The sequence below is a fragment of the Rhodococcus sp. P4_B6 genome, from assembly GCF_056402215.1.
In genome coordinates, this window is the sequence record NZ_JBFUHV010000030.1 from 14,808 (window position 1) to 39,707 (window position 24,900).

Annotated in this window: 23 protein-coding genes; 7 read left to right on the forward strand and 16 right to left on the reverse strand. The window is 68.5% G+C overall.

Annotated elements, in window-relative coordinates; translation table 11 throughout:
- Positions 1-33: 33 nt before the first annotated feature.
- Genes AC1DWT_RS16955 through AC1DWT_RS16965 form a run of 3 tightly spaced genes read right to left on the reverse strand, consistent with a single transcriptional unit; the run spans position 34 to position 1,548 of the window.
- Positions 34-663: a LysE family translocator gene (locus AC1DWT_RS16955; protein WP_206012684.1), complete on the reverse strand. Its 630-nt coding sequence runs from the start codon at positions 661-663 to the stop codon at positions 34-36.
- A gap of 22 nt (positions 664-685) precedes the next feature.
- A complete protein-coding gene (locus AC1DWT_RS16960; RefSeq protein WP_072945518.1) occupies positions 686-1,105 on the reverse strand; it encodes a MaoC/PaaZ C-terminal domain-containing protein in 420 nt (139 codons plus the stop codon).
- Positions 1,102-1,548, reverse strand: a complete 447-nt coding sequence (locus AC1DWT_RS16965; protein ID WP_477921489.1) for an FAS1-like dehydratase domain-containing protein — start codon at positions 1,546-1,548, stop codon at positions 1,102-1,104. The genes AC1DWT_RS16960 and AC1DWT_RS16965 overlap by 4 nt, the downstream gene beginning before the upstream one ends.
- 393 nt (positions 1,549-1,941) lie before the next feature.
- Between AC1DWT_RS16965 and AC1DWT_RS16970 the strand changes: the two genes are divergently transcribed.
- Together AC1DWT_RS16970 and AC1DWT_RS16975 are read left to right on the forward strand one after the other, a co-directional pair.
- Positions 1,942-2,127, forward strand: a complete 186-nt coding sequence (locus tag AC1DWT_RS16970; RefSeq protein WP_072945514.1) for a hypothetical protein — start codon at positions 1,942-1,944, stop codon at positions 2,125-2,127.
- A gap of 30 nt (positions 2,128-2,157) precedes the next feature.
- On the forward strand, positions 2,158-3,558 hold the full coding sequence (locus AC1DWT_RS16975) for an RNB domain-containing ribonuclease (protein WP_477921490.1): 1,401 nt from the start codon (positions 2,158-2,160) through the stop codon (positions 3,556-3,558).
- Between the two features lie 4 nt (positions 3,559-3,562).
- Here the strand turns inward: AC1DWT_RS16975 and pip are convergent, their stop codons facing one another.
- From pip to panB, 3 genes are read right to left on the reverse strand one after another with little or no spacing between them, the layout of a single operon-like run.
- Positions 3,563-4,528 (reverse strand): prolyl aminopeptidase, encoded by a 966-nt coding sequence (gene pip, locus AC1DWT_RS16980; RefSeq protein ID WP_095865222.1) that lies wholly within the window; start codon positions 4,526-4,528, stop codon positions 3,563-3,565.
- A gap of 7 nt (positions 4,529-4,535) precedes the next feature.
- Positions 4,536-4,997 carry a hypothetical protein gene (locus AC1DWT_RS16985; RefSeq protein WP_072945510.1) on the reverse strand — a complete coding sequence of 154 codons (462 nt, stop codon included), beginning with the start codon at positions 4,995-4,997 and terminating at the stop codon, positions 4,536-4,538.
- 40 nt (positions 4,998-5,037) lie between these two features.
- Positions 5,038-5,907, reverse strand: coding sequence for a 3-methyl-2-oxobutanoate hydroxymethyltransferase (gene panB, locus AC1DWT_RS16990; RefSeq protein ID WP_072945509.1), 870 nt, complete (start codon positions 5,905-5,907; stop codon positions 5,038-5,040).
- A gap of 183 nt (positions 5,908-6,090) precedes the next feature.
- Here panB and AC1DWT_RS16995 point away from each other — a divergent pair, with 183 nt between their 5' ends.
- The 4 genes from AC1DWT_RS16995 to AC1DWT_RS17010 all read left to right on the forward strand — a co-directional run bounded on the left by AC1DWT_RS16995 (position 6,091) and on the right by AC1DWT_RS17010 (position 13,098).
- The gene (locus tag AC1DWT_RS16995) at positions 6,091-7,659 is read left to right on the forward strand and encodes an alpha/beta hydrolase (protein WP_072945507.1); all 1,569 of its coding nucleotides are present in this window, start codon (positions 6,091-6,093) and stop codon (positions 7,657-7,659) included.
- A gap of 116 nt (positions 7,660-7,775) precedes the next feature.
- Positions 7,776-9,116, forward strand: coding sequence for a type I glutamate--ammonia ligase (gene glnA, locus AC1DWT_RS17000; RefSeq protein ID WP_005247775.1), 1,341 nt, complete (start codon positions 7,776-7,778; stop codon positions 9,114-9,116).
- Between the two features lie 8 nt (positions 9,117-9,124).
- Positions 9,125-12,139, forward strand: coding sequence for a bifunctional [glutamine synthetase] adenylyltransferase/[glutamine synthetase]-adenylyl-L-tyrosine phosphorylase (locus tag AC1DWT_RS17005; RefSeq protein WP_072945566.1), 3,015 nt, complete (start codon positions 9,125-9,127; stop codon positions 12,137-12,139).
- Positions 12,136-13,098 (forward strand): endonuclease/exonuclease/phosphatase family protein, encoded by a 963-nt coding sequence (locus AC1DWT_RS17010; RefSeq protein WP_206012683.1) that lies wholly within the window; start codon positions 12,136-12,138, stop codon positions 13,096-13,098. The genes AC1DWT_RS17005 and AC1DWT_RS17010 overlap by 4 nt, the downstream gene beginning before the upstream one ends.
- Before the next feature lie 3 nt (positions 13,099-13,101).
- Here AC1DWT_RS17010 and AC1DWT_RS17015 read toward each other — a convergent pair whose 3' ends face one another.
- From AC1DWT_RS17015 to glnA (AC1DWT_RS17045), 7 genes are all read right to left on the reverse strand, one after another.
- Positions 13,102-14,085, reverse strand: coding sequence for a glycine betaine ABC transporter substrate-binding protein (locus tag AC1DWT_RS17015; protein WP_072945503.1), 984 nt, complete (start codon positions 14,083-14,085; stop codon positions 13,102-13,104).
- On the reverse strand, positions 14,085-14,858 hold the full coding sequence (locus tag AC1DWT_RS17020) for an ABC transporter permease (RefSeq protein WP_072945501.1): 774 nt from the start codon (positions 14,856-14,858) through the stop codon (positions 14,085-14,087). The genes AC1DWT_RS17015 and AC1DWT_RS17020 overlap by 1 nt, the downstream gene beginning before the upstream one ends.
- Complete coding sequence (locus AC1DWT_RS17025) at positions 14,855-16,081, reverse strand: ABC transporter ATP-binding protein (RefSeq protein WP_477921492.1); 1,227 nt, start codon at positions 16,079-16,081, stop codon at positions 14,855-14,857. The genes AC1DWT_RS17020 and AC1DWT_RS17025 overlap by 4 nt, the downstream gene beginning before the upstream one ends.
- Positions 16,074-16,724 carry an ABC transporter permease gene (locus AC1DWT_RS17030; protein WP_072945497.1) on the reverse strand — a complete coding sequence of 217 codons (651 nt, stop codon included), beginning with the start codon at positions 16,722-16,724 and terminating at the stop codon, positions 16,074-16,076. Before AC1DWT_RS17030 ends, AC1DWT_RS17025 begins: the two co-directional genes overlap by 8 nt.
- A gap of 99 nt (positions 16,725-16,823) precedes the next feature.
- Positions 16,824-17,804 (reverse strand): putative antibiotic biosynthesis monooxygenase, encoded by a 981-nt coding sequence (locus tag AC1DWT_RS17035; RefSeq protein ID WP_072945495.1) that lies wholly within the window; start codon positions 17,802-17,804, stop codon positions 16,824-16,826.
- A 6-nt stretch (positions 17,805-17,810) separates the two neighbouring features.
- Positions 17,811-19,064, reverse strand: a complete 1,254-nt coding sequence (locus AC1DWT_RS17040) for a multidrug effflux MFS transporter (RefSeq protein ID WP_206012682.1) — start codon at positions 19,062-19,064, stop codon at positions 17,811-17,813.
- A gap of 269 nt (positions 19,065-19,333) precedes the next feature.
- A complete protein-coding gene (gene glnA / locus AC1DWT_RS17045) occupies positions 19,334-20,770 on the reverse strand; it encodes a type I glutamate--ammonia ligase (protein ID WP_005247755.1) in 1,437 nt (478 codons plus the stop codon).
- A 212-nt stretch (positions 20,771-20,982) separates the two neighbouring features.
- Between glnA (AC1DWT_RS17045) and AC1DWT_RS17050 the strand changes: the two genes are divergently transcribed.
- Positions 20,983-21,459, forward strand: coding sequence for an RDD family protein (locus AC1DWT_RS17050; protein WP_072945490.1), 477 nt, complete (start codon positions 20,983-20,985; stop codon positions 21,457-21,459).
- An 83-nt stretch (positions 21,460-21,542) separates the two neighbouring features.
- Here the strand turns inward: AC1DWT_RS17050 and AC1DWT_RS17055 are convergent, their stop codons facing one another.
- From AC1DWT_RS17055 to lpdA, 3 genes are all read right to left on the reverse strand, one after another.
- Positions 21,543-22,301 carry a DUF4191 domain-containing protein gene (locus tag AC1DWT_RS17055; protein ID WP_072945564.1) on the reverse strand — a complete coding sequence of 253 codons (759 nt, stop codon included), beginning with the start codon at positions 22,299-22,301 and terminating at the stop codon, positions 21,543-21,545.
- Between the two features lie 73 nt (positions 22,302-22,374).
- Entirely contained in the window at positions 22,375-23,415 is a 1,041-nt protein-coding gene (gene lipA / locus AC1DWT_RS17060) for a lipoyl synthase (protein ID WP_477921493.1), read from the reverse strand.
- 71 nt (positions 23,416-23,486) lie between these two features.
- Complete coding sequence (lpdA, locus tag AC1DWT_RS17065) at positions 23,487-24,896, reverse strand: dihydrolipoyl dehydrogenase (RefSeq protein ID WP_477921494.1); 1,410 nt, start codon at positions 24,894-24,896, stop codon at positions 23,487-23,489.
- Between the last annotated feature and the right edge of the window lie 4 nt (positions 24,897-24,900).

Genomic DNA, 24,900 nt, shown 5'->3' on the forward strand with positions numbered 1-24,900 from the left:
TCGGCGCTACCGCGCCTCGGTGACAAATCGGCGCTACCGCGCCTCGGCCACGACGATGGCGCCGAATCCGAAGAGAACGCTTCCGGTGATCCGGTCGAGGACCTTTCGCACCGACGGCTTCTCCAGCGTGGTGCGTGCGCGGGTCAGCAGGATGCTGTACGCGCCGAGCCAGACGATCCCGAGCAGCCCGTGCACCAGCACCAGCAGGGCCAGGCTCGGGGCGGTCGGCCAGCCGGGCGGGACGAGCTGGGGGAGCAGGCCGGTGTAGAACACCGCGATCTTGGGGTTCAGGAGGTTGGTCAGGAATCCGGCGCGCCAACTCGACCCCGAAGACGGCGCCGGCGCCGGCGCCGGCGCGGACGGGGCGGCGTGGGGGCGCGTCCGGCTGCGCCAGAGGGTGGAGACCCCCAGATACACCAGGTACATCCCGCCGACGATCTTCACGACGGTGTACGCCTCCGCGGAGGCGGCGAGCACGGCACCGAGCCCGACGACGGTCAGCGCGCCCCACACCATCAATCCGGCGACCACGCCGAACGTGGCCCGCAGCGCGGCGCTGCGCCCGCCGGACAGTCCGGCGCGGGTCACCACCGCCATGTCCGGACCGGGAATCACGGTCAGAAGCCCGAGGACCGCGAACGCTGTCACCACCACACCGATCATCGGCCCAGTATGTGGGGTGTGGTCAGCGCAGTGAAATCCACACCTGCGACTTGCCGAGCACGGTGTGCCCGTCGAACGTGACTGTCAGGTCGATCCTCGCGGTGCCCGCGGATTCGTCGACCTCCGCGGCCTTCGCGACGACCTCGACCACCGCGCCCCGGTCCGGGCCGACGATCACCGGCTTGGTGAAGCGCGCGCGGTACCCGGTGACCAGTGCCGGATCGCCGAGCCAGTCGACGACGCACTGCGTCGCCAGTCCCAGTGTGAGCATGCCGTGGGCCAGCACACCGGGCAGGCCCACTGCGTCCGCGATGTCGTCCCGGTAGTGAATGGAGTTGAAGTCACCGGAGGCTCCGGCGTAGCGGACCAGGGATTCCCGGGTCACGTGATACCGGGCCTTGGCGACGGTGTCGCCGAGCAGGATTCGTCGCGGGGAGGTCATTCCTCCCCCCTGACGAACAGTGTCGACGTCATCGTGCTCACGTGATCGCCTGTGGCGTCACGGATCTCGATGTCGGCGACGAGCAGGGTGTGCGGGCCGCGCGAGGTCACGTGCGTCACGGTGAGCACGGCGGAGAGTTCGTCGCCCGCGACGACGGGGCGGTGGGACGTGGCGTGCTCGGTGCTGTGCACCATATTGACCGGCTCGATCCCCGACGTCGGATCGGCGACCAGTTGCGCGAGTGCGCGTTCCTGCACGATGACGGGAAACGTGGGCGGGGCAACGAGATCGGCGTGACCGGCGGCGCGGGCACTGTCGACGTCGAACRACGTCGGGTTGGTGGCGAAGACGGCGCGGGCGAATTCCCTGATCTTCTCGCGGCCCACGAGGTAGGGCTCGGTCGGTGGGTAGACACGACCCTCGATCTCCGGATTCACTCCCATCACGTCAGCCTAGAGACGTGAGGTCCGGTGGGCAGGGCGAAGCGTCACGAATGTGTTGCGGGCGTGCGTGCCCTGATGCAGGGAAACCCCCGCCGGATGCGTCCGGCGAGGGTTTCGGGGTATCGACTGATCGACAACCGTCAGACGGGATCGACCATCAGCAGTTGGGCCCAGTAGGTGGCGCCTTCGGCACCGAGGTAGGGAAGTAGCTGATCAAAAATGATCGTCGACATGCTCGCTCCATTCTCTGTTCGGGCACTGCGCACGGGAAGAACGAGCCATCGGCACCGCACTGACCGGCGCCGGAGACCGTATCACCGGACAGGACTCCGAGGGTAACAGTCTGAGCGTGATCCACAACCCCACACGTCCCACCGGTGCCACACTGAGGACATGACTGACGAAGATCACCTCTGGTACTACAACGTCGAGGACGGCACCGTCACGCAGGGGAAGGCGGCGTCGTCGATGACGCGGATGGGCCCGTATCCCGACCGCGCGTCGGCGGAGAAGGCGCTGCAGATCGCTGCGGAGCGGAACAAGGCGGCGGACCGGGCCGACGAGGAGTGGAACAACTAGCGTTACGGAAAGGGTGTGCGCGAGGTGCCGATGAGTCGTTTCGTTGCGCGCGGAATCGATTTCGGCACCGTGCGCACCGAATTCCACCTGCCGGACGGGTATCCGCCCGCCGCGGTCGCGCAGGCGCGGACGGCGTCCGACCGGTTCGCGTCCGGACGGCAGGACCGCACCGATCTGGCGTTCGTCACCATCGATCCGCCCGATTCGATGGATCTCGATCAGGCGTTGCACCTCGAGCGGACAGCCGACGGGTTCGTCCTGCACTACGCGATCGCGGACGTCGGCGCCGTCGTGGAGCCCGGTGGGGTGCTCGACKTGGAGACCCGCAAACGCGGGCAGACGTTCTACCTCCCCGACGGCAAGGTGCCGCTGCATCCCCAGGAACTCTCGGAGGGATCGGCGAGCCTTCTGCCGGGTGAGGACCGCCCGGCGGTGGTGTGGCGGATCGAACTCGACGAGTCGGCCGAGCCGCTGTCGTGCACCGTGTCCCGTGCCACTGTGCGGTCCGTGGCCCGACTCGAATACTCCGGTGTGCAGGCCGATGCGGAGGCGGGGCGACTGCATCCGTCCATTGCGTCGCTGCCCGAGTTCGGCCGGCTCCGCACGGCGGCGGCGGTGGCGCGCGGAGCCATCGAACTCCGGCTCCCCGAGCAGGAGGTGGTGCCGGACGGCGACAGCTGGCGCGTCGACCTCGCGCCCCGCACCGAGGCCGACGACTGGAACGCCGAGGTCTCACTGCTGACCGGAATGTGTGCGGCCGCCATGATGCTCGACGCGAAGATCGGATTGCTCCGCACTCTGCCGCCTGCCGGGCCGGACGCGGTCGGGGCGCTGCGGCGCACAGCGGCGGCACTCGGGGTCGACTGGCCCGAGAGCGTCGGTGTCGGTGAACTCCTGGCGCGGTTGGACCCGAATTCGGCGTCGACGCTGGTGCTGATGACCGAGGCGCCGTCACTGCTGCGGGGCGCCGACTACGCGGCGTTCGACGGCACCCTGCCGGAACTGACGGCGCACGCCGCCATCGGCGCCCCCTACGCGCACGTGACCGCGCCGCTGCGCCGGCTCTCGGACCGGTACTCCACGGAGGTGTGCCTGGCCGTGTCCGCCGGAACGCCGGTGCCGTCCTGGGCGCGGGACGCCCTTGGATCGATGCCCGAGATCATGGGCGGCTCGGATTCCCTCGCGAGCAAGATCGACCGGGCCTGCATCGACCTCACCGAGGCGACCGTGCTCGCCGACCGGGTGGGGGAGACGTTCGACGCGACCGTGCTGCGGTCACGGAACGGCAAACGCACCGCGGACGTGTTCGTCCCGTCGGTGTCCGTGATGGCCAAATGTGTCGGCGACCCCGCCGAGGGCGAGCAGGTGAAGATCAGACTCGTCTCCGCCGACGTCGCGAAGCGGACCGTCGAATTCGGTTATCCCGCATAGCGGGTCAGGTGCGGAACCGGTCCGTCGCCTCGACCAGGTGGTGGACGATGCCTGGTTCCATCGCGGAGTGCCCAGCGTCGTCGACGATCTCGAGCCGGGAACCCGGCCACGCCCGGTGCAGCGCCCACGCGCTGGCCGCCGGGCAGACCACGTCGTAGCGGCCCTGCACGATCACGCCCGGAATGCCATCCAGCGCGGCGGCGTCCCGCAGCAGCTGGCCCTCGTCCAGGAATCCGCGATGGTGGAAGTAGTGGTTCTCGATGCGGGCGAAGGCCAGCGCGAACCTCGGCTGGGACGTCTCCACCACCCGTTCCGGTTTGGGGAGCAGCGAACTCGTCGCGCCCTCCCACGTGGACCACGCGACCGCGGCCCTCGTCGCGACGTCGGCGTCGTCGGAGTGCAGGAGCCGGTGATAGGCCTCGACGAGATCCCCGCCCCGCTCCGGCTCCGGCACCGGCGCCAGGAACTCGTCCCACAGTTCGGGGAACAGGTGTCCGGCACCGCCGTTGTAGTACCAGTCGATCTCGCTGCGGCGGAGCAGGAAGATGCCGCGCAGCACCAGTTCGGTGACCCGGTGGGGGTGCTGCTGGGCATAGGCGAGTGCCAGCGTGGAGCCCCACGACCCGCCGAAGACCTGCCACCGGTCGATGCCGAGATGCTCACGCAGCAGTTCGATGTCGCCGAGGAGGCGGCCGGTGGTGTTGACCGACAGATCGGCCCCGTCGGCGACGTGGGGTGTGGAACGCCCGCACCCGCGCTGGTCGAGCAGCACGATCCGGTACACCCGCGGGTCGAAGAACTGGCGTTGCGCGGGGTCGGTGCCGCCGCCGGGCCCGCCGTGGAGGAACACGACCGGCTTCCCGTCGGGGTTTCCGCTCTGCTCCCAGTACATCTGCTGGCCGTCGCCGACGTCGAGGTGCCCGAACTGATACGGCTCGAGCGGCGGGTACAGGGTGCGCAACTGGCTCACGTCGGCCTCAGAACCCGATCAGGCCGGACGCCAGATCGGGGATCTCCAGCGCGGTGATCGCCTGCTGCCGGATGTCGGGGCAGGCCGCCGTCGTGATGACGTCGATCCGGGCCCGGTCCTGCAGGAAGTCGAGCGCATTGAGGTTGTTCTTCGCGATCCACGTGCCGACCAGGCCGTTCAATCCGGTCTTCCCGATCGTCGGGGTGTAGGTGCGCCAGCTCTGCAACTGACCCTCGAGGTCGGTGCACAGCTGGGCGGCCTGCGCCTCGGTGACGCCACCCGGCACCAGGGCGGTGCCGGGAACCGCGGTGGTGGCCGGCGGCGGGGGCGCGGTGGTGCCGGGTGCGGGGGCGGGGCCCTGTCCGGCGCACCCTGTGACCAGCGCCGCGGCCGCCACCGTCCCGGCCGCGGCTGCGGCCAGGCGGTGACGACGTCCGAAGCCGTGCACGCGTCGCTGTCCCATGAACATCCCCCTCGAGTGTGTGCCGGCCCGGTGAGTCGAGGACGACCTAGAAGCTGTGCTCTTCCGCCGGAAACGTTCCGGTGCGCACTTCGGCCGCGTAGGCGACGGCCGCGTTGCGCAACTCGTCACCGACGTTACCGAAGCGCTTGACGAACTTCGCCGTCTTGCCACTGGTGTAGCCGGCCATGTCCTGCCACACGAGGACCTGGGCGTCGCATTCGGCGCCCGCTCCGATGCCCACGGTGGGGATGGTGAGCTTGCGGGTGACCTGGCCTGCGATCTCGGCGGGCACCATCTCCATGACGACGGAGAACGCGCCGGCCTCCTGCACGGCGATCGCGTCGGCGACCAACTGCTCGGAGGCGTCGCCGCGGCCCTGCACGCGGAATCCGCCGAGCGAGTTGACGCTCTGCGGGGTGAACCCGACGTGGGCCATGACGGGGATGCCCGCGGCGGTGATCGCGGCGATCTGCGGAGCGACGCGCTCGCCGCCCTCGAGCTTGACCGCGTGGGCCAGCCCCTCCTTCATGAACCGGGTCGCGGACGCGAGGGCCTGCTCCGGCGAGCTTTCGTAGCTGCCGAACGGCAGGTCCGCGACCACGAGGGCGTGCGGCGCTCCGCGGACGACGCCGCGAACGAGGGGCAGGAGTTCGTCGATCGTGACCGGGACGGTGGTCTCGTATCCGTAGACGACGTTGGCGGCCGAGTCGCCGACGAGGAGGACCGGGATTCCGGCCTCTTCGAAGATGCGGGCGCTGGAGTAGTCGTAGGCGGTGAGCATCGACCAGCGTTCGCCCTCGGCCTTCATGGCCTGCAGGTGGTGGATCCGGGTCTTGCGCTTGGGAACGTCGTGCGATGGTGCTGATCCGTAGAGCCGATCTTCTGACGTGCTCGCGGACGACTTGCTATCGGACATCGTTGTCCCTTTCTGGCCTCGAGGCCCTTGACGGGTCCCCGGGTGCGGGTGATGACGCCTACAGTCTGCCACCGGCCRGCGGGGGAGCGAAGGGGTCGCGCGGGTGCAATGGGTCACACCTGCGGTCCGGTCTCTGACCTGCGGGAAGGCCCTTCGCCGCGGAACCCCTGGCACGATCGTCCTATGTCGAAGAGTGCTCGGGTACCGGCCGCGTTCGCGGGGTGCATCGCCGTCGTCCTTGTCGTCGCAGGCTGCGCGGGGGGCGGACAGGGCACCGGTGAGGCCGTCGCCGAACCGTCGGCGGCCGAGGCCGCTCCGGCCGGACCGATCCCCGCCGGGCTCGAGGAGTTCTACACGCAGCAGGTGCAGTGGGGCTCGTGCGACGGGTTCAGCACGGACGGGTCCCCGCTCGGGGACACGCTCGAGTGCGCCGAGGTGACGGTGCCCAACGACTACGCGAATCCAGGCGGGGCCACCGCGCAGATCGCCGTCTCCCGCTCGAAGGCGACCGGCGACAAGATCGGATCGCTGCTCGTGAACCCGGGCGGCCCCGGGGCGTCGGGTATCGGGCTGGCATCCGTGGCCGACGGCACCGCCATCGCCGAGCGGTTCGACGTCATCGGTTTCGATCCGCGCGGCGTCGGCGCGTCCACACCGCAGGTGACCTGCATGACCCCGGCGGAAGTGGACGCGAGGCGCAAGGACGACGACGTCGACATGAGCCCCGCCGGAATCGCACGAACCGAGGCCGAGAACCGCGACTACGCGGACAAGTGCGCGCAGCGGACCGGTGTCGACGTCCTCGCCCATGTCGGCACGAACGACGTGGTGCGCGACATGGACGTCATCCGGGCGGTGCTCGGCGACGAGAAGCTGAACTACCTCGGCTATTCGTACGGAACCCGGCTCGGCTCCACGTACGCGGAGACGTTCCCCGGCAACGTGCGCGCGATGGTCCTCGACGGCGCCCTCGACCCGGAGCAGGACCCGACGCAGGAGGTGATCCTGCAGGCCGCCGGATTCCAGTCCGCGTTCGACGCGTTCGCCGCGGAGTGCATGCAGCAGAAGGACTGTCCGCTCGGCACCGACCCGGCGCAGGCGAATGCGAGGTTCCGGGCGCTCGTCGACCCGCTGATCGGCAAGCCCGCCGCGACCACCGACCCGCGCGGACTCAGCTACACCGACGCGATCACCGGCGTCCAGCAGGCGCTGTATTCGCCGAACCTCTGGGGCCCGCTCCGCGGCGGGCTGGAGAGCCTGCAGTCGGGGACGGGTGATTCGCTGCTGATGCTGGCGGACCTGTACGAGGGGCGCGCCGACGACGGCACGTATTCCAACCTCAACGACGCATTCAATTCCATCCGCTGCATGGACGATCCGCCCGTCACCGACCGCGCGGTTGTCGGGGAGGCGGACGTGCGGTACCGCCAGGCGGCGCCGTTCCTCGACGACGGTCGCGGCACCGGCAACGCTCCACTGGACGTGTGCGCGTTCTGGCCTGCGCCGAACACGGGCGCGCCGCACACCGTGTCCGCGCCGGGGATCCCGCCGGTCGTCGTCGTGTCGACGACCGAGGATCCGGCGACGCCGTACCAGGCGGGTGTGGATCTGGCGAAGCAGATGAACGGCTCGCTCGTCTCGTACCGGGGCACCCAGCACACCGTCGTCCTCGACGGCGAGGCGTGCGTCGACGACGCCGTCACGGACTATCTCGTCGACCTCGCAGCGCCGCCCGCCGAACTGATGTGCTGACCGGTGCCTGTGACGGGATCGCCCGAGGTGCCCGCACGCTGGCCCGATGCGGAATCCGGAACAGCCGAATCAACGAAGTAACACAGATTTAACGAACTTTGCTTACTCTCGCGGACATGGATCGCCAAAAGGAATTCGTGCTTCGCACCCTCGAAGAGCGCGACATTCGGTTCGTCCGATTGTGGTTCACGGACGTTCTCGGATACCTGAAATCGGTGGCGATCGCCCCCGCGGAACTGGAAGGTGCCTTCGAGGAAGGCATCGGCTTCGACGGATCCGCGATCGAGGGCTTCTCCCGGGTGTCCGAGGCGGACACGGTCGCGAAGCCGGACGCCTCCACCTTCCAGGTGCTGCCGTGGAGTTCGAGCAAGGGGCATCAGCATTCCGCCCGCATGTTCTGCGACATCGCCATGCCGGACGGTTCGCCGTCCTGGGCGGATTCGCGGCACGTGCTGCGCCGCCAGCTGAACAAGGCCAGCGATCTGGGCTTCAGCTGCTACGTGCACCCCGAGATCGAGTTCTTCCTCCTCGAGAACGGGCCGATCGACGGCACCCCGCCGAAGCCCGCCGACTCCGGCGGCTACTTCGACCAGGCCGTGCACGACTCCGCGCCCAACTTCCGCCGCCACGCCATCGACGCGCTCGAGTCGATGGGCATCTCCGTCGAGTTCAGCCACCACGAGGCGGCTCCCGGCCAGCAGGAGATCGACCTGCGGTACGCGGACGCCCTGTCGATGGCCGACAACGTGATGACGTTCCGGTACGTCGTCAAGGAGGTCGCGATCGCCGAGGGCGTGCGCGCCACCTTCATGCCCAAGCCGTTCAGCGATCAGGCCGGCTCGGCGATGCACACCCACATGAGCCTGTTCGAGGGCGACACCAACGCCTTCCACAACCCGGACGACCCGATGCAGCTGTCGGAGACCGGTAAGGCGTTCATCGCCGGCATCCTCGAGCACGCCAACGAGATCAGCGCCGTCACCAACCAGTGGGTGAACTCCTACAAGCGCCTGATCCACGGCGGCGAGGCCCCGACCGCGGCGTCCTGGGGTCCGTCCAACCGGTCGGCGCTGGTCCGCGTCCCGATGTACACGCCGAACAAGGCGTCGTCGCGTCGTGTCGAGATCCGCAGCCCAGATTCGGCCTGCAACCCGTACCTGACGTTCGCGGTACTCCTCGCCGCGGGTCTGCGCGGAATCGAGAAGGGCTACGAACTGCCCCCCGAGGCCGAGGACGACGTGTGGGCGCTGACGTCGGCCGAGCGCCGCGCCATGGGCTACCGGGAGCTGCCCGGCAACCTCGACGGCGCACTGCGCGAGATGGAGAAGTCGGAGCTGGTGGCCGAAGCCCTCGGCGAGCACGTGTTCGACTTCTTCCTGCGCAACAAGCGGCGTGAGTGGGAGGAGTACCGGAGCCACGTGACGCCGTTCGAACTCAAGACGTATCTGGGGTTGTGAGCAAGAGCATGGTGAAGCCTCCGGCAGCGCGTTCTGCCGTTCCCGGTCCGGGTCGTCTGGGTCTCGTCGAGCCGACCGCTCCGTCCGAACTCCGCGAGCTGGGCTGGGTCGGTGAGGACAGCATCGAACTGCTGTGGTCGCTGTCGCGGGCCGCGAACGCCGACCTCGCCCTCCGCACCCTGGTGCGCCTGAGGGACGGGCTCGGTGAGAGCTGGGCCGAACTCGATACGGCACTGCGTACCGACAAGGGCCTGCGCGGCCGATTGTTCGGGTTGTTCGGTGCGTCCAGCGCGTTCGGTGACCACTTGGTCGCGGATCCCGCGTCCTGGAAGATCCTCGCCGGCGACGTCCGCCTGCCGTCGAAGGACGAGGCGACCGCCACGATGATGGCCGCGGTCGGCGCCGAACCCGAGGAGGGCGCCCACCCGGACGCCCGCCTGTACCGGGCGAAGGTCACCGGACCCGATGCCATCGCGGCACTGCGCAAGACGTACCGCGACGAACTGATGCTGCTCGCCGCCGTCGACCTCGCGGCGACCGTCGAGAACGAACCGGTACTGCCGTACCAGACCGTCGGGCATCAGCTGTCCGATCTGGCCGATGCGGCGCTCGACGCCGCCCTCGCGGTGGCCGTCGCAGCCGTGTGCCCGGACGCCCCGTGCCCCGTGCGGCTGGCCGTCATCGCCATGGGCAAGTGCGGTGCCCGCGAACTCAATTACGTCAGCGACGTCGACGTGGTCTTCGTCGCCGAACCCGCCGACTCGATCGCCAGCCGCATCGCGGGCGAGATGATGCGCATCGGGTCCTCGGCGTTCTTCGACGTGGACGCGGCGCTGCGGCCGGAGGGCAAGCGCGGGGAACTCGTCCGCACCCTCGAATCCCACGTCGCGTACTACAAGCGCTGGGCCAAGACCTGGGAGTTCCAGGCCCTGCTCAAGGCCCGCCCGATGATCGGTGACGTCGCGCTCGGGCAGCAGTATTTCGACGCCCTCAACCCGATGGTGTGGACCGCGTCGGAGCGCGAGGACTTCGTTCCCGAGGTGCAGGCGATGCGCCGCCGGGTGGAGGAGATGGTTCCCCCGGAACTGCGCGAGCGGGAACTGAAACTGGGTCGCGGCAGCCTGCGCGACGTCGAGTTCGCGGTCCAGCTTCTGCAGCTCGTACACGGGCGCGCCGACGAGGCGTTGCACGTCCAGAGCACCATCGACGCGCTCACCGCACTCGCCGCCCGCGGCTATGTGGGCCGCGACGACGCCGCGAACCTGGCGGCGTCCTACGAGTTCCTGCGGTTGCTCGAGCACCGGCTGCAGTTGCAGAAGCTGCGCCGCACGCACACCCTGCCGCCCGCCGAGGACGAGGAAGCGCTGCGCTGGCTGGCCCGGGCCGCGCACATGCGACCCGACGGCAGCAAGGACGCGCTCGGCGTCCTCAACGCGGAGATCAAACGCAACGCGCACCGGGTGCGGCGCCTGCACGCCAAACTGTTCTACCGGCCGCTGCTCGAATCGGTGGCGCGCATCGACAAGGAAGCGCTGCGGCTGAGCCCGGACGCGGCCATCCGCCAGCTGGCGGCGCTGGGTTACACGGCCCCGGAGAACGCGCTCGGCCACCTCACCGCACTCACCAGCGGTGCGTCCCGCAAGGGCCGCATCCAGGCGCTGCTGCTGCCGACTCTGCTCGAATCGCTCGCCGACACACCGGATCCCGATGCGGGCCTGCTCGCGTACCGGCGGCTGTCGGACGCGATGACCGATCAGACCTGGTTCCTCCGGTTGCTGCGCGACGAGGCCTCGGTCGCCGAGCGGCTGATGACGGTGCTGGGATCCTCGGCCTACGTTCCCGACCTGCTGATCAAAGCACCGGACGTGGTGCGGCTGTTCGCCGATTCACCGGCCGGCCCACGGCTGCTGGAGTCGAAGCCGGAGGACGTCGCCCGCGGCATCCTGACGGCGTCGGCACGACACGACGATCCGGCCCGCGCGATCGCGGCGGCGCGCTCCCTGCGCCGCTACGAACTGGCCCGCATCGCCTCCGCGGACATCCTCGGCATGCTCGACGTGCCGGGCGTGTGCCAGGCGTTGTCGTCCGTGTGGGCGGCCGTGCTCAACGCCGCCCTCGCCGCCGTCATCAAGGCGAGCGAGAAGGAGCTCGGCACGCCCGCTCCCGCGACGTTCACCGTGATCGGTATGGGCCGGCTCGGCGGCGGTGAACTCGGCTACGGTTCGGACGCGGACGTCCTGTTCGTGTGCGAGCCGCGCGAGGGGATCGACGAGACCGTCGCCGTCAAGTGGGCCAACAGCATCGGCGACAAGGTGCGGACCCTGCTCGGCGCGCCGAGCACCGATCCGCCGCTCGAGGTGGACACGGGCCTGCGGCCGGAGGGGCGCAGCGGCCCGATGGTGCGCACGCTGGCGTCCTACGAGGCCTACTACGCGCAGTGGGCACAGGCGTGGGAGATCCAGGCGCTGCTGCGCGCCCATCACGTGGCCGGCGACGCCGACCTGGGTCTGCGCTTCCTGCACATGATCGACAAGACCCGCTACCCCGAGGGCGGGGTGTCGGAGCAGGCGGTCCGCGAGATCCGGCGCATCAAGGCGCGCGTCGACTCCGAGCGGCTGCCGCGCGGCGCCGACCCCGCGACCCACACCAAGCTCGGGCGCGGCGGGCTCGCCGACATCGAGTGGACCGTGCAGCTGATCCAGCTGCGGCACGCCCACGAGATCGAGTCGCTGCACAACACGTCGACCCTCGAGACACTCGACGCGATCGGTGCCGCCGAGTTGCTCAGCGAGTCTGACGTCGAACTGCTGCGCGACGCGTGGATCACGGCGACGAAGGCACGCAACTGCCTCGTCCTCGTCCGCGGCAAGGCCACCGATCAGCTGCCCGGGTCGGGACGCGTCCTGTCCGCGGTCGCGCAGATCGCCGGCTGGGGCGGCGGCGACGCCGGCGAGTTCCTCGACAACTACCTGCGGGTGACCCGGCGGGCCAAGGCCGTGGTGGAGAGAGTCTTCGGGGAGTGATCGCCACCTGGGGGGTGCGAGCACTGATCGCCCTCGGGTGGCTCGCGGTGCTCGTCGGCGTGTTCGGTGTGGTGCTGCGATTCCTCGACGTCCAGAATCAGCGTCTGCTCGTGCTGGCGTCCGCGGCGCCCTACCTGATGGCGGCCGCCGCGGTCGGGGTTCTGCTGCTGGGAATCACCCGGCACTGGATCGGGTTCGGGGTCGCGCTGACCGTGGCCGCGGTGGCCACCCTGTCGCAGGGCCCGCTGTACGTGGCGAATTCGGCGCCGGCGTCCGGGCCGGAGCTGACCGTGATGCAGGCCAACATCTGGCTCGGCAACGCGGACGCCGACTCCCTCGTCCGGCAGATCCGGGACCGCGACGTCGACGTGCTCACCGTCGACGAACTCACGCCGGAGGCCGTCGACCGGCTGGGGGCCGCGGGCCTCGAATCGACCCTGCCGTACTCGTTCCTCATGCCCGGCGGCGGCGGTGAGGGAACCGGGATCTGGAGCCGGTACCCACTGACCGACAAGGTCCACCACTCGGAGTTCGTGCTGTCCGCGCTGTCGGCCAGGGTGGAACTCCCGGACGGCGCGAGCACGGCACTGTACGCGTTCCACCCGGTCCCGCCGTGGCCGTCGGATCCGTCGCTGTGGTCACGCGAAATGGACCGCATCAAAGCCATTCTCGACGCCGTCCCCGCCGACTCGGGACCCGTGATCGTCAGTGGCGACTTCAACTCCACCCGCGACCACGTGAAGTACCGCAACCTGGTGACCGGACGCTACCGTGATGCCGCCGACCAGGTCGGTGCCGGAATTCAGAACACGTATCCCGCCGACCGGCAGCCGTTTCCGCCGATGATCGCGATCGATCACATCGTCACGAGCGGGGCGCAGGCGCAGTCCGTGGAATCGGTGGTGCTGACGGGCTCGGATCACCGGGGCCTCGTCGCCAGGATCACCCTCGGCGGCTGACCGTCACGGGAGCGTGACGAATCCCTTCTGCACCAGCCAGTCCCGGGCCACGTCGGCCGGTTCCTCGCCCTCCACGTCGACCCGCCGGTTCAGTTCGGTGATCTCCTCGTTGGTCAGGGCCGCAGAGATCGGGGCCATCACCTCCGCCACCTGCGGGTGCTCCTCGGCGAAATCCTTGCGCATCGTGATCGCCGGGTTGTACTTCGGGAAGAACTGGCGATCGTCTTCCAGCAGCACCAGATCGAGCGCGATGATGCGGCCGTCCGTCGTGAACACCTCACCGAACTTGCACTGGGTTCCGTCCGCGGTGGCCTGATAGATGATGCCGGTCTGCAGGATCTGGCGGTTCGCGCGAGCCGGATCGAAGCCGTACTTGGCGGCCATGCCCGGGAATCCGTCCTGGCGGACGTTGAACTCGGTCTCCACGCACGTCGTCGCCGCGGCGGGGTCGCGGTTGACCAGGTCCGCGTACTCCGACAGCGTGGTGATCCCGGTCTCCTCGGCGGTCTGCCTGCTCATCGCGAGCGCGTACGTGTTGTTCATCGGGGCGGGATCCACCCACACCATGCCGTTGCGTTCGAGGTCCTCGTCGCGGACGGCCTCGAACTGCGCGGTCGGGTCGGGAATCGGAATCTCGTTGCCGAGGTAGTTGATCCACCCGGTGCCGGTGTACTCGTAGGTGACGTCGATCTGACCGTCCAGCTGGGCGTCCCGCGTGCTGTTGGACCCCTGGATGTTGGTGAGGTCGCGCACGTCGGCGCCTGCGGCGCTGAGCGCGAATTCGATGATGTACCCGAGGGTGACCTGCTCGGTGAAGTCCTTGGACCCGACGGTGATCGGGACGCCCTCGAGTTCGGGCACGGGCTGGATGCTGCCCGGCTCCACCGACAGCGGCAGGGCGCCTCCGGATTCGAGACCGCAGGACACTGCGAGGACCCCGCAGAACGTCACGGCCGTCGCGGCGATCGCCTTCCGCAGGAGGTTCATCAGCGCAGCCCCTTCGGGCCGAGGAACTCCTCGGCCAGGGCGCCGCACCAGTCGACGAGCAGCGCCAGCGCGACCGCGAGCACGGCTCCCACGACCAGAGTCACGTTGTCGCGCAGCTTGTATCCGGTGTCGATGAGGATGCCGAGACCGCCGGCGCTGACGAGGAAACTGAGCGTCGCGGTGCCCACCGCGAGGACCAGCGACGTGCGCAGTCCGGCGAGGATGTACGGGACGGCGAGCGGGAACTCGACCTTGCGCAGCACGAGACCGGCCGTCATGCCCTGTCCCCGCCCGGCGTCGATGACCGCGGGATTGACCTCCTGCAGACCGAGGATCGTGTTCCGCAGCACGGGCAGGAGGGAGTAGAACGCGATGGGGAGCACCCCGATCCAGAATCCGGTGGTCCCCGTCGCGAGGAACAGCAGCACGAGCAGTCCGATGGCAGGCGCGGCCTGCCCGATGTTGGCGATGCCGATGAAGACCGGTGCCAGCTTGGTGAACCCGGGCCGGGTGAGCAGGATCCCGAGCGGGACGGCGACGATGACGACGATCACCACCACGACCACGGTGATCAGCACGTGCTGCCACGTCAGGGTCGCGATGTTCGCGGCGTTGAGACTGCCCTTCTGCGTGGCGGTCAGGTCTCGGCTGAACGCCCAGCCGAGGACACCCACCACCAGGAACAGGACGAGGATCGGCTGGACCAGCAGGCGGGCCCGCTCCGATCGCCGGGCGGCCGGAGCGGTGGGCTTCGTGGTGACGGCGGCCGTCATGACGGTGTCCCGCGCTCACTCGCCCCGTCCTGCTGCGGCTCGGCGTCCTCGTCGTCGTGCGCGTGTTCTTCACGCATCGCGGACAGGTGTGCCACCAGCGTGTCGATCGTGATCAGGCCGCGGTACTCGCCGTGCAGGCCGGTGACGATCGTCGACGCGCTGCTCTCCGCCAGCAGTGCCTCGAGGGCGTCCTGCAGTGTCGACTGGGTGGACATCACCTCGTCGATCGGGTCGCCGAGGTCGTGCAGCGAGGTGGCGGTGGCCAGATGGTGCAGCGACACCCAGCGGATCGGCCGGTCCCGCGCGTCCAGGACGATGCCCCACTTGATCYTGCGGGGGGAGATCGCCGCCCGCAGATCGTCCACCGAGCCGTCCTCGTACGCGGTCGGGCAATCGAGGAGTTCGACCTCCGCCACCCGGGTGAGCGTCAGCTGCTTCAGCGATGCGTCGGCGCCGATGAACCCGGCGACCATGTCGTTGGCGGGATGCGCGAGGATGGCCTCCGGCGTGTCGTACTGCATGATGTGCGACTGGTTGCCCAGCACCGCGATGCGATCGCCCAGCTTGACCGCCTCGTTGAAATCGTGCGTCACGAACACGATCGTCTTGCCGAGATCGGACTGCAGTCTCATCAACTCGTCCTGCAGTAGTGCGCGGGTGATCGGGTCGACCGCGCCGAACGGCTCGTCCATCAGCAGCACCGGGGGATCGGCGGCCAGTGCCCGCGCCACCCCCACCCGCTGCTGCTGACCGCCCGACAACTGGCGGGGGTAGCGTTCCCGGTAGAGGCCGGGTTCCAGTCCGACGAGGTCGAGCATCTCGTCGGTGCGGTCGGCGATCTTCTTCTTGTCCCAGCCGATCAGCCCGGGGACGGTGCCGACGTTCTTGGCGATGGTCAGGTGCGGGAACAGCCCGGCCTGCTGAATCGAGTAGCCGATGCCGCGCCGCAGCTTGTCGGGGTCGATGGACAGGGCGTCCTTGCCGCCGATCGTGATCTTCCCCGACGTCGGTTCGATGAGCCGGTTGATCATCCGCATCGTGGTGGTCTTCCCGCAGCCGGACGGGCCGACGAGGACCACGATCTCCCCGGCCGGGATGCGCATCGACACGTTGTCGACCRCCGCCTTCTCCTGGCCGGGATAGCTCTTGACGACGTCTTCGAGGACGATGTCCACGCCCGAGACCGTGCTGCCGTTGGTGTGAGGTGTATCGAGATCAGTCACGGATCCCCCTGGAGGTGGTGAGTCGGCCGACGACGGCGAGGACGCCGTCGAGTACGAGGGCGAGGATCACGATGAGCACGGTCCCCGTGAGGGCCTGCGGTATCGCTGTCGGGCTGCCGACGCGGGACAGTCCCGAGAAGATCAGGTTGCCGAGCCCGGGGCCCTTGGCGTAGGCGGCGATCGCGAGGATGCCCATCAGCATCTGCGTGCTCACCCGCATGCCCGTCAGGATCGACGGCCACGCGAGGGGGAGTTCGATCCTGCTCAGCACGGTCGTGCGGCTCATCCCCACACCGCGGGCGGCGTCGGTGACGGCGGGGTCGACGGACGCGAGTCCGAGGATGGTGTTCCGGATGATCGGCAGCAGCGCGTACAACACCAGGGCGGTCACGGTGGGGGCCACACCGAGCCCGAGGATCGGGATGAGCAGGCCGAGCAGGGCGAACGACGGGATGGTGAGGATCGTGCCGGCCAGGGCGGTCGCGATCGCGGAGCCGGCGGGGCTCCGGTACACCAGGATCCCGATCGCCACCGCGACGATCGTGGCGATGACCACCGACTGCACGACGGCACTGACGTGCAGGAGCGAGTCTGTGAGGAGTTGCTGTTTCCTGGCGGAGACGAAGTCCCACAGTTGCTGCATGTCCAACCGCGCACACCTTTCTCCAGATGTGAAAACAGACCTCGGTCCTTCACAGTGCTATGTACCCGGACATCGCGCAGGTGAATCGGGAAACTCCCGTCAGGTCGTGGGGATCATGAACAGCAGGGTGCACACGCCGATCGAGATCGCGAACAGCACGACCATGACGGTGTAGCCCAGGTTCCGCCGCCGGGCAGGGATCGCCGGGTCCATCCACCACCCGAACGCCTTGAACGCCGCGGGAACCGCCCACCACCCGAGGATCTGGGTGGTGACCAGGTTCCCGATGAACAGGGCGACCGCGATCGGCACACCGTGCGCCTCGATGAACGGCGCGCTGAAGAAATGACCCCAGATCACGACCAGCGGGTACAGCACCAGCAGCGCCAGCAGGTTGCTGCGGGCGACGGGCACCGGGGGCGGTTCGTCGCCGCCCGTGCCGCGGAACCAGAAGTCGAAACCGTAGCTCGCTTTGCGGATCCGGAGATTCCTGTTGAACTTCTCACCCTCCTCGAGGAGGGCGGCCCGCTCCGGTGAATCCATCCACGACCCCAGGTTGTCCTCGGTGTCGAAGCTGAGCACGATCGTCCAGTCCTCGGTGATTCCCTGCACCGGCCTCTCGACCTTGTGCCCCCGGAAGCCGCGGAACCCTGCCTCGGCGGCGGAGATCTTCCGCTGCCAGTCCATGAACGCCGACTCGTCCGCGGGGTCGACGTGACAGGAGATGACCACCGACGTCGCGGACTGCTCCCGGGTCTGCTCACCGGTGAGCAGGTGGACGTCCTCGTTGCCGATGAAGGCGTGCTTGATCTCCGCCACCAGTTCCGTCCGCAGGTCGCTGTCGAGCCACGCCCGGGCGTCGTCGAGGGTGGTGAACCGCAGCACGTCCACCCAGTCGTCCTGCACGGGCGGCGACGGCGGCACGATGTCCTGATCGATGAAACCGGGAACCGTCGCGAGGGCGTCCGCCGCGCGTTTCTGCCACTGCGAATATTCGGCGTAGCGGGCGTCGTCGATCCGGCGTTGAAAGATCACCGACACCGGGGATGCGGCTGGGCCGTGCTGGCTCGGGTGCGGCACGTGAGATCACCTCCGGTCGGTTCGTGGTGCGGGCGCCTCGGCGGGGGAACTGTCGGACTGCCGGGCGGATGTGGTGAGCAGGAGCAGAATTCCGGCGCCGGCGCCGAGAGCGAGGTAGAGCCAGCCGAGCGGTGCCTGACTGTTCTCCGGCAGCACGCCCGCGACGGCCATCGCCGCGCTGACGACGAGATAGCAGGCGGCGGTGACGACACCGCCGATCAGCCCGAGATTGCGGGTGAACAGCCCGAGAGCCAGCCCGTACATCTGTGGGCAGAGCACGCCGCATCCGGCGAGTGCGAGGCAGGCGCCGATCGTGATGGCCGGTGCGGTGACGACGGACATCCCGGCCGTGACGGCCAGTACCAGCGCGCCGAGCACGAACACCCACCAGGCGCCGAAAGCGAGGCGGCGGGTGCCGACCCGGACGGCGAGTGCGCTGCAGGCGAGTTCGCCGAGAAGGTTGGCGCCGCCCACGACGAGCGCCACCGCGCCGTACGCGGCGGGGGAGAAGCCGAGGATCTCCTGGTACAGGAAGGGCGCGACGACGCCGAACACCATCTGGGCGGACGCCATCAGTCCGAACACGAGCACGAAGCCCACGAAGAGGCGGTGGCGCAGCGCGGCCCGCAGCACCCGCGCCGCCGCCGTCGCATCGACCGGTGATCGCGATTCCTTCGGAAGCGTCTCCGGCAGTCCCGCGAAGACGAGGGGAACGGCGAGCGCAGCCAGAAGCGCGATCAGCCCGAACACCAGGCGCCACGACATGAACTGCACGAGCACACCGCCCACGGCGGGCGCGAGGACGGGGGCCAGCCCCCACGCGGCCCCGAGGAGACCGGACACGGATGTGAGCCGGGCGCCGCGGTAGCAGTCGGCGGCGATCGCATACGCGAGGACGAGGCACGCACACCCGCCGATACCCTGCACGAATCGCAGCCCGAGCAGGACCGTGATGTTCTGCACGAGTGCGCATCCCACACTGGTGACGACGAGGATCGTCAGGCAGGTCAGCAGAGTTCGTTTGCGGCCCACAGCATCCGCGATCAGTCCGACCGGGATGAACGCCAGACTCATGCCCAGCATGTACGCCGTCACCGTGTTCTGCACGACGGCCGCGGACGAGTCCAGATCGAGCACCATTCGCGGCAGCGCCGGGGTGTAGATGTCCAGCGGGATCTGGCTGAGCGGAATCACCAGCAGCAGGATGACCACGACACGGCGCGGCACCGGGACGCCGGTCGGCGTCGTGGGCACTGACATCCCGCACCACCTGCTTCTCGACCCATGGGGGATGGAGAACGGAGCAAGTTTCCCGAAAGTCTTCACGTGAACATGCCGCAACGGTCCGTGCGGTCGGTTCCCTGGATCATACGACTGCGCACTGCCGCGCCGTGCCGGTTCCGGGTGCGCCCGCAGCGGGGGAGCCCGCGACGCACAACGAGCCCACCCATGTCACCGGCTGGAATCAGCAGGCGCCACGGATGGGCTCGTCAGGAAGTGCCGGCCCGCATGTCGGCGGGCATCACGACTTACACGTCGTAGTACAGCTGGAACTCGTAGGGGTGCGGACGCAGGTTGACCGGAGCGATCTCCTGCTCACGCTTGAGCGAGATCCACGTCTCGATCAGGTCGGAGGTGAACACGCCGCCCTCGGTGAGGTAGTCGTGGTCGGCCTCGAGGCGGTCGATGACAGCCGACAGGCTGGTGGGGGCCTGCGGGATGTTGCGGGCCTCCTCCGGCGGGAGCTCGTAGAGGTCCTTGTCGACGGGAGCCTGCGGCTCGATCTTGTTCTTGATGCCGTCCAGGCCGGCCATCATCTGCGCCGCGAAGTTCAGGTAGGGGTTACCCGAGGAGTCGGGGGCGCGGAACTCGAGGCGCTTGGCCTTCGGGTTGTTGCCGGTGATCGGGATACGCACGGCCGCCGAGCGGTTGCGCTGGCTGTACACCAGGTTGATGGGGGCTTCGTAGCCCGGCACCAGGCGGTGGTACGAGTTGATCGTCGGGTTGGTGAAGGCCAGCAGCGACGGAGCGTGGTGCAGGATGCCGCCGATGTAGTGACGCGCCATGTCGGACAGGCCCGCGTAGCCGGCCTCGTCGTGGAACAGCGGCTTGCCGTCCTTCCACAGCGACTGGTGGACGTGCATGCCCGAACCGTTGTCGCCGAACAGCGGCTTCGGCATGAAGGTGGCCGACTTGCCGTGCTGCCAGGCAGTGTTCTTCACGATGTACTTGAACAGCTGCAGGTCGTCAGCGGCTGCGAGCAGCGTGTTGAACTTGTAGTTGATCTCCTGCTGGCCGCCGGTGCCCACCTCGTGGTGGCCGCGCTCGAGCTCGAAGCCCGCGTTCTGCAGGTTGGTGGAGATCTCGTCGCGCAGGTCGACGTAGTGGTCGTACGGAGCGACGGGGAAGTAACCGCCCTTGGGGCGGACCTTGTAGCCCAGGTTGGGGCTGCCGTCGGCGTTCACGTCGTTGCCGGTGTTCCAGGAACCCGAGATGGAGTCGAGTTCGTAGAACGCGCCGTTGATGCCGGAGTCGTAGCGGACCGAGTCGAAGATGTAGAACTCGGCCTCGGCGCCGAAGAAGGCGGTGTCGGCGATGCCGGTCGACTTCAGGTATTCCTCGGCCTTGCGCGCGACGTTACGCGGGTCGCGGCTGTAGGACTCGCGCGTGAACGGGTCGTGCACGAAGAAGTTGATGTTCAGCGTCTTGGCGGCGCGGAAGGGGTCGATCTGGGCGGTGGCGACGTCGGGGAGGAGCATCATGTCGGACTCGTGGATCGACTGGAAGCCGCGGACGGACGAACCGTCGAACGCGAGGCCGTCCTCGAACACGTCCTGGTTGAACGCGGACGCGGGGATCGAGAAGTGCTGCTGCACACCCGGCAGGTCGCTGAACCGGATGTCGACGTACTCGACGTTCTCGTCCTTGATGAACTTGATGACCTCTTCGGCCGTGGTGAACGCCACGCTTGTGCTCCTTAAGTCGCTTCAGCCAAGTGGATATTGGCGAAATTCGTCGAGCCAGACGGTATGGACTTGGTGTTGCCCGCCGGTCAACCTTTTGTTTCGCCCGTGTTACACGTCGAATCTTCCTGGGCTTTTACACCCGCTGTGACTGCGCACACAGCCCCAAGCTCCGGTGTGAGGTCCTCGGAGAGACGACGCCTATCCTGGACAGCATGGCACGTATCACCGGTTCTTGGCTCTCCGGACCTTCGGCTGCACTGCCGGACGGCGCCGACGAGACGACGCAGTCCTTCCGGGGCGAGCGCCTCGGGTTGCAGGCGGAGGGACCCGGTTCACTCGCGAGCACGGGACGCCGTCTCGCCGCGCTGATGATCGACTGGGTGTCGTCGGCCGGCGTCGCGGCTCTGATCATCGGCGACAACTTCTTCGACGGCCCGTTCTCCACGATCACACTGCTCGTCTGGTTCGTCGTCGGTGTCACCACGGTGACGCTGTTCTCCTTCACCCCGGGGCAGTTGTTCCTCGGCATGCAGGTGGCGCGCGTGGACGGACCCGCCCGCGTCGGCTTCGTGCGGGCCCTGGTGCGTCAGGCGCTGCTCGTGTTCGTCGTGCCCGGCACCATCACGGACGTCGACGGTCGCGGCATGCAGGACCGCGCCACCGGCACCGCGCTGATCCGCACGCGCTGACCCCCGAACGTCTTCCGCCCGATGTCGGATTCGACATCGGGCGGAGTAGGTGTGACGCGGACCAGGTGGAAGGCGACCGGCTTCTAGCGGCGACGGATGGTGCGCTGCACGCCGCGCATCTTCGCGCCGCCGGGCATCGGACCCTTGGGCAGTGCCGCGCCGCCACCGCGGCTGCTGAGCGCGGCGAGCCGCGACTCGATGGCGTCCATCCGCTTGGTGTCGATGTTCTTGGGAAGCTTGTTCAGGTGCTTCTGCAGCTGCGACAGCGGGACCTGGCCCTCGTCGTTGCCGATGACGATGTCGTAGATCGGGGTGTCGCCGACGAGGCGCGCCGTCTTCTTCTTCTCCTGGGCGAGGAGCGACTTCACGCGCTGCGGCGAGCCCTCGGCGACCAGGATGACGCCGGGGCGTCCGATCACGCGGTGCACGGCGTCGAGTTGGGTGGTGCCCGCGACCGCGCTGGTCACGCGCCAGGAGCCCTGCATGTTGTCGAGCGCCCACGCGGCCGCACCGGCCTGGCCCTCGGCCTTGCCGTACACCGTCTTCTGCACGCGCCGGCCGAAGATGATGAACGCACCGAGGACGCCGAGGAGGAGGCCGATCGGGAGGAGGAACCACTGCAGGCCCCAGATCAGACCGACGAGGAAGAACACCACCGCGAGTCCGACGAGTGTGCCGAGCATGAGCGGCAACAGCAGCTTGTCTTCCTTGCGCTGCATCTGGAACGCCTGCCAGAGCTGGGTTCTGCGTTCCTTCGACGCCTGCCTGCGGGCTGCCTTGGCGGCTGCCTTTGCTTCTTTACTGGGTTTGCCCGCTTTACCGGTTTTACTGCCGTTCGCCATGCTCTTCAGGATACGTCCCTGGCCGTGCGCGGTGATGACCCGTCCGGTGTCGATCACCGCGCACCCGCCGTGGTCAGCGGGCGAGGCGCGCCATGAGGGAACTGGCCTCCTGCGAGGCGTCACCGCTTTCGGTGAGATGCGCCTGTCCAGCAGGCAATTCGCGCCCGTGGTGGGCCATCGCCTGCGCGTAGAGGCGGCCGGCGCGGTACGACGAGCGGACGAGCGGTCCGGCCATGACGCCGGCGAACCCGATCTCCTCGGCGGCCTTGGAGTGCTCGACGAACTCTTCGGGCTTGACCCACCGCTCGACGGGGTGGTGGCGGGGGGAGGGGCGCAGGTACTGGGTGATGGTGATGATGTCGCAGCCCGCGTCGTGCAGGTCGTGCAGCGCCTGGGTGACCTCGTCGGGGGTCTCGCCCATGCCGAGGATGAGGTTCGACTTGGTGACCAGGTTGTCTTCGCGGGCGGCGGTGATCACGTCGAGGCTGCGCTGGTAGCGGAACGCGGGCCGGATCCGCTTGAAGATGCGGGGGACGGTTTCGACGTTGTGGGCGAGCACCTCGGGGCGGGTGGAGAACACCTCGGCGAGCTGGTCGGGTTTGGCGTTGAAATCGGGGATGAGCAGTTCGACGCCGGTGCCGGGGTTGAGCTGGTGGATCAGGCGGACGGTTTCGGCGTAGAGCCAGGCGCCGCCGTCGGGGAGGTCGTCGCGGGCGACRCCGGTGATGGTGGAGTASCGCAGTCCCATCGCCTGGACGGATTCGGCGACGCGGCGGGGTTCGTCGCGGTCGAGGTCGTCGGGTTTGCCGGTGTCGATCTGGCAGAAGTCGCAGCGGCGGGTGCACTGTTCACCGCCGATGAGGAACGTCGCCTCGCGGTCTTCCCAGCATTCGTAGATGTTGGGGCAGCCGGCTTCTTCGCAGACGGTGTGCAGACCCTCGCGTGTGACGAGGCCCTCGAGCTCGGAGTATTCCGGGCCCATCTTCGCTCTCGTCTTGATCCAGTTGGGTTTGCGTTCGATCGGAGTCTCCGCGTTTCGGATCTCGAGGCGGAGCAGCTTGCGGCCGGGCGGGGCCTGCACGGCCCGGGACGGTGTTCGTGGTGTGGCAGTCACGTGTCGATTCCTGGGTGGTGGTTCCCACCGAACCGCGGTGCCGGAGGGCAACCACGGTTCGGCGGGGAGCGCTACATGTTGATCGGGCGGCCGAGCGCCGACAGGACCGATTCGTGCATGGCCTCGGACAGCGTCGGGTGCGCGAAGACCACGTCCGCGAGATCGTCACCGGTGGCCTCCAGGGATCGTGCGATGCCGAATCCCTGGATCTGCTCGGTGACTTCGGGCCCGACCATGTGGGCGCCCAGCAGTTCACCGCTGTCGGGGTCGAAGATGGTCTTGACGAAGCCTTCGGCTTCACCGATGGCGAGTGCCTTGCCGGACGCCTGCAGATCGAACTGTCCGATCTGCAGGGAACGTCCGGTTGCCCGCGCCTGGTCCTCGGTGAGGCCGAGGCTGGCGACCTGGGGTCTCGAGTACGTGCATCCGGGGACATAGTCCTTGTCCAACGGTGTCACGTGTGGGGCTCCCGCCAGCTTGTCGACACACAGCACGCCTTCGTGACTCGCTTTGTGGGCGAGGCACGGGGCGCCGGCGACGTCGCCGATGGCGTAGATCCCGAATGCGGTGGTGCGGCACCACTCGTCGGTGGTGACGAACCCGCGGTCCACCTCGACGCCGACGTCCTCGAGCCCGAGATTCTCGACGTTGCCCTGGACGCCGGCGGCGACCAGAACCCGCTCCACGACCCGTTCTTCGAGGGATCCGTCCGCGCATTTCACCGTCACGGCGACGGAACCCGCGCCGACGGTGAGTTCGGACACCGAGGCGCCGGTGTGGATCTCGATCCCGCGCTTCTCGAACTGCAGGCGCACGTGGCCGGCCACCGAGGCATCCTCGACGGGCATGATCTGCGGTGCCAGTTCGACGAGGGTGACCGCACTACCCAAATCGTGGTAGAGGCTCGCGAACTCGACGCCGATGGCACCGGAACCGATGACCAGCAGCGACTTCGGAAGTTCCCGGGGTACCAGCGCGTCGAAGTAGGTCCACACCCGATCGCCGTCCGGTGTCACCCCGGGCACCGAACGGGGACGCGCACCCGTGGCGAGGATGATGTGGTCGGCCCGGTACTCGGTGAGCGGCGACGCCGAGTCACCGTCCTCCCGAACACCCACCACACCCTTTCCGGCCAGTCGCGCGGTGCCGCTGATCACGTCGATGCCGTTCTTCTTCATCAGGTACCCGATGCCGTCGGACAACCGCCCCGACACCCCACGGCTGAACTCGACCAGTTGCGCCATGTCGAATTCGACACCGCTGGTGGAGAATCCGAGGGGGCGCAGATTCTCCAGCGTGTGCGCCACGTCGGCGCCGTGGAGCAGGGCCTTGGTGGGAATGCAACCCCAGTTCAGGCAGATTCCGCCGAGCCGGTCCCGTTCGATCACCGCAGTGCGGAGTCCGTGTTGGGCGGCGCGGATGGCGGCGACGTAGCCGCCGGGTCCGCTTCCGATCACCAGAACGTCGTATTTGTCAGTCATCAAC